Annotated in this window: 4 protein-coding genes; 3 read left to right on the forward strand and 1 reads right to left on the reverse strand. The window is 71.2% G+C overall.

Annotated elements, in window-relative coordinates:
• Positions 1-339: 339 nt before the first annotated feature.
• Complete coding sequence (locus ACFXAZ_RS21420) at positions 340-993, reverse strand: PH domain-containing protein (RefSeq protein WP_384593397.1); 654 nt, start codon at positions 991-993, stop codon at positions 340-342.
• A 207-nt stretch (positions 994-1,200) separates the two neighbouring features.
• Here ACFXAZ_RS21420 and deoC point away from each other — a divergent pair, with 207 nt between their 5' ends.
• From deoC to ACFXAZ_RS21435, 3 genes are read left to right on the forward strand one after another with little or no spacing between them, the layout of a single operon-like run.
• The gene (gene deoC / locus ACFXAZ_RS21425; RefSeq protein ID WP_384593571.1) at positions 1,201-2,148 is read left to right on the forward strand and encodes a deoxyribose-phosphate aldolase; all 948 of its coding nucleotides are present in this window, start codon (positions 1,201-1,203) and stop codon (positions 2,146-2,148) included.
• Positions 2,149-2,153: 5 nt separating this feature from the next.
• Complete coding sequence (locus ACFXAZ_RS21430; RefSeq protein WP_384593400.1) at positions 2,154-3,611, forward strand: aldehyde dehydrogenase family protein; 1,458 nt, start codon at positions 2,154-2,156, stop codon at positions 3,609-3,611.
• Between the two features lies 1 nt (position 3,612).
• Positions 3,613-4,506 (forward strand): aldehyde dehydrogenase family protein, encoded by an 894-nt coding sequence (locus ACFXAZ_RS21435; RefSeq protein ID WP_384593403.1) that lies wholly within the window; start codon positions 3,613-3,615, stop codon positions 4,504-4,506.
• Positions 4,507-4,683 lie beyond the last annotated feature (177 nt).

Below are 4,683 nucleotides of genomic sequence, written 5' to 3' on the forward strand. Positions count from 1 at the left end.
CACCTTCCACTCCTGGCGCCTGTGGGTGTTGGGGTGGGGGGCCCCCCCCCCCCCCCCCCGCGCGCCCCCCCCCCCGCCCCCCGCCCCCCCCCCCACGGCCCGCATCGGCCCACCGATCAGACGGCCCGAGCCCACCGGCCACGCAGGCCCACCACCGAACAGCCCACGCAGGCCGACCACCGGACAGCCCGCCGGCCACCCACCAGACGGCTCGCCTGGACCCACCCGCGTCAGCCCACCGGCCCGCATCAGCCGTCGCCGCCCGACCCGCAGAAACCAACTAGCGCCAAGCCCGCGCATCCGGCAAACCGACGCCATCCGGCCAGCCGCCCGCCCGCATCACCCCACCGCCAGCACCACCGCGAGCAGCACCACACCCACCGCGACCGGCCCGGCGATCTCGTAGGCCCACCGCGTGCCGACCTCACCCTGCGCGGACGCGGCCTTCTCCCGGGACTCCAGGATCTGCCGCAGCTCGGCCATGATCCGGTCGCCCTCGGCCAGCCCGGAGCCGTCGTCCGCGTCGGCCCCGCCATAACCACCGAGCCCGGCACCGAACAGCCCGCCGCGCACCTTCCGGCCGCTGGCCGCCGCCTCTCGCTCGGCCCGGCGCCGGTCCTCACGCCGGGCGGCCCGCTTGCGCCCGCGCAGCGACACCGGGATCGCCCACAGCTGGAACTTCGTGCCGGAGTTGGCGATGACCTCATTGGTGTACCCGGACCGCAGCGAGGCGACCTCGCCCCAGGGCAGCACGATCACGCGCAGCGGATTGCGCACCCGCAGCCGGTCCTCCCCCGCGTACACCGCGGGCCGCAGGGTGAAGGCGGCGACGACCGGCACCAGGATCAGCAGCACGGCAAGGGCCAGCCACCGGGTACGCCCTTCACCGTTGACGATCGCATCGACACCGAGCCAGCCCGCAAGGCCAAGCACCAGAGTGCCCCCCACCAGGGCCATGGGGGAACGGTAGATGCGGTCATTGACTGAGCTCATACGAGAGATTCTGCCTCACAAGAAACAACCCGCACCCGACCCCCCAGCCAGCCCCCCTCCCCCCCAGGGGCGCGGGGAACTGCGCGACAAGCCCCAGACGACCCGCACCCACAAACCCACGCCCCCACGCCCCCACACCCCACCCCACAAGAGCCCCACACCGGGGTGTACAGCCGCTACGCGCGTAGATATGCTCGTCTGGTGACCATGCCCACCTCGGTACCCACACTCACGGACGTGGCAGCCTCGAACAGCACGCTGCGCCGCTTCCTGCACGGCCTCCCCGGCGTCGACGCGGTCGGCCTGGAGGCGCGTGCCGCCTCCCTCGGGACCCGCTCGATCAAGACGACCGCCAAGGCGTACGCCATCGACCTCGCCATCTCGATGGTCGACCTGACGACACTGGAAGGCGCCGACACCCCCGGCAAGGTCCGGTCCCTCGGCGCCAAGGCCGTCCGCCCCGACCCCACGGACCGCACGGCCCCGGCCACGGCCGCGGTCTGCGTCTACCCCGACATGGCCGCCGTCGCCAAGGAGGCCGTCGCGGGCTCCGGCGTCAAGGTCGCCTCCGTGGCCACCGCCTTCCCGGCCGGACGCGCCGCGCTCTCCGTGAAGCTCGCGGACGTGCGCGAGGCGGTCGCGGCGGGCGCCGACGAGATCGACATGGTCATCGACCGCGGCGCCTTCCTCGCGGGCCACTATCTGAAGGTGTACGAGGAGATCACCGCCGTGAAGGAGGCGTGCGGCACGGCCCGCCTCAAGGTCATCTTCGAGACCGGCGAGCTGTCGACGTACGACAACATCCGCCGCGCGAGCTGGCTCGGCATGCTGGCGGGAGCGGACTTCATCAAGACCTCCACCGGCAAGGTCGCGGTCAACGCCACCCCCGCCAACACCCTCCTCATGCTGGAGGCGGTCCGCGACTTCCGCGCGCAGACCGGCGTACAGGTGGGCGTGAAACCGGCCGGAGGCATCCGTACCAGCAAGGACGCGATCAAGTTCCTGGTGCTGGTCAACGAGACGGCGGGCCCGGACTGGCTGGACAGCCACTGGTTCCGCTTCGGCGCCTCCTCGCTCCTCAACGACCTGCTGATGCAGCGCCAGAAGCTGGCCACCGGCCGCTACTCCGGCCCCGACTACGTGACGGTGGACTGATCATCATGGCTTCCGTATTCGAGTACGCACCGGCACCCGAGTCCCGGACGATCGCCGACATCGCCCCCTCCTACGGCCTGTTCATCGACGGCGAGTTCACGGACGCGGCGGACGGCAAGGTCTTCAAGACGGTCAGTCCCAGCACGGAGGAAGTGCTCTCCGAGATCGCCCAGGCCGGTCCCGAGGACGTCGACCGCGCGGTGCGGGCGGCCCGCAAGGCGTTCGAGAAGTGGTCGGCACTGCCCGGCGCCGAGCGCGGGAAGTATCTGTTCCGGATCGCCCGGATCATCCAGGAGCGCAGCCGTGAGCTGGCGGTCCTGGAGACCTTGGACAACGGCAAGCCCATCAGGGAGACCAGGGACGCGGACCTGCCCCTGGTGGCCGCGCACTTCTTCTACTACGCGGGCTGGGCGGACAAACTGGACCACGCGGGCTTCGGCCCGAATCCCCTCCCCCTGGGCGTGGCGGGCCAGGTCATCCCCTGGAACTTCCCCCTGCTGATGCTGGCGTGGAAGATCGCCCCGGCGCTCGCGACCGGCAACACGGTCGTGCTGAAGCCGGCCGAGACCACCCCCCTCTCGGCCCTCTTCTTCGCGGACATCTGCCGCCAGGCGGGCCTGCCGAAGGGCGTCGTCAACATCCTGCCCGGGTACGGCGACGCGGGCGCCGCCCTGGTGGCCCACCCGGACGTGAACAAGGTGGCCTTCACCGGCTCCACGGCCGTCGGCAAGGAGATCGCCCGCACGCTCGCGGGCACGGACAAGAAGCTCACCCTCGAACTGGGCGGCAAGGGCGCCAACATCGTCTTCGACGACGCCCCGATCGACCAGGCCGTCGAGGGCATCGTCACCGGCATCTTCTTCAACCAGGGCCAGGTCTGCTGCGCGGGCAGCCGCCTCCTGGTCCAGGAGTCGATCCAGGACGAGTTGCTGGACTCCCTCAAGCGCCGCCTGTCCACCCTGCGCCTGGGCGACCCCCTGGACAAGAACACGGACATCGGCGCGATCAACTCCGCCGAGCAGCTGGCCCGTATCACCGCGCTCGCCGAGACCGGCGAGGCGGAGGGCGCGACCCGCTGGACGGCCCCGTGCGATCTCCCCTCCTCGGGCTACTGGTTCGCCCCGACACTCTTCACGAATGTCACGCAGGCCCACACCATCGCCCGCGACGAGATCTTCGGCCCGGTCCTGTCGGTTCTCTCCTTCCGCACCCCGGACGAGGCCGTGGCCAAGGCGAACAACACGCAGTACGGCCTGTCCGCGGGCATCTGGACGGAGAAGGGCTCACGCATCCTCGCGGTCGCGAGCAAGCTCCGCGCGGGCGTGATCTGGTCCAACACCTTCAACAAGTTCGACCCGACGTCGCCGTTCGGCGGCTACAAGGAGTCGGGCTTCGGCCGCGAGGGCGGCCGGCACGGCCTGGAGGCATACCTCGCCCCGTCGAACCCGAAGGGTGAGCGCTGAAATGAGCACTGTTGATCGCCTGTCCGTCTTCAAGACCTACAAGCTGTACGTCGGCGGGAAGTTCCCGCGTTCCGAGAGCGGCCGGGTGTACGAGGTGACCGACTCGAAGAGCAAGTGGCTGGCGAACGCACCCCTGGCCTCCCGCAAGGACGCCCGGGACGCGGTGGTGGCCGCCCGCAAGGCGTTCGGCGCCTGGTCCGGCGCCACCGCCTACAACCGCGGCCAGATCCTCTACCGCGTGGCGGAGATGCTGGAGGGCCGCAGGGAGCAGTTCGTCCGGGAGGTCGCCGAGGCCGAGGGCATCTCGAAGTCCAAGGCGGCGACGGCGGTGGACGCGGCCATCGACCGCTGGATCTGGTACGCGGGCTGGACCGACAAGATCGCCCAGGTGACCGGCGGCGCCAACCCGGTGGCGGGCCCGTACTTCAACCTGTCCTCCCCCGAACCCACAGGCGTGGTCGCTGTCGTGGCCCCCCAGGACTCCTCGTTCCTGGGCCTGGTCTCGGTACTGGCCCCGGTGATCGCCACCGGCAACACGGCGGTGGTGGTGGCCAGCGAGAACTCCCCGCTCCCGGCGCTGTCCCTGGCCGAGGTCCTGGCCACCTCCGACGTCCCCGGCGGAGTGGTCAACATCCTCTCCGGCCGTACGCCGGAGATCGCCACGCCCCTGGCCTCCCACCAGGACGTCAACGCGATCGACCTGGCGGGCGCGGACGCGCCGCTGGCCAAGGACCTGGAGATCGCGGCGGCCGACAACCTCAAGCGAGTCCTGCGTCCACAGCCTGTGGACGACTGGACCCCGACCCCGGGCACCGACCGCATGACGGCGTTCCTGGAGACGAAGACGGTATGGCACCCGACGGGAGCGCTGGGCGCGGCGGGTTCGTCGTACTAGACGCCGTACAGGGCCTCGTACCGGACCCCGTACGGGACCTCGTACGGGACCTCGTACGGGACAAGGACCGCACCCGTGGCCGCGATGGGGCCGAGGGGACCCATCCGGCACGTCCCCCCAACCCCCCCCAAGCCCCCCCGAAACTCCCCCCCCCACGCCGACGACCCCCCCACCGGG

This window comes from Streptomyces sp. NPDC059477 (assembly GCF_042749375.1).
Lineage (GTDB): Bacteria > Actinomycetota > Actinomycetes > Streptomycetales > Streptomycetaceae > Streptomyces.

Coding starts and splice junctions, on each gene's coding strand:
- ACFXAZ_RS21435 (WP_384593403.1), top strand. CDS start 3,613: ATGAGCACTGTTGATCGCCTGTCCGTCTTCAAGACCTACAAGCTGTAC.
- ACFXAZ_RS21430 (WP_384593400.1), top strand. CDS start 2,154: ATGGCTTCCGTATTCGAGTACGCACCGGCACCCGAGTCCCGGACGATC.
- ACFXAZ_RS21420 (WP_384593397.1), bottom strand. CDS start 993: ATGAGCTCAGTCAATGACCGCATCTACCGTTCCCCCATGGCCCTGGTG.
- deoC (WP_384593571.1), top strand. CDS start 1,201: ATGCCCACCTCGGTACCCACACTCACGGACGTGGCAGCCTCGAACAGC.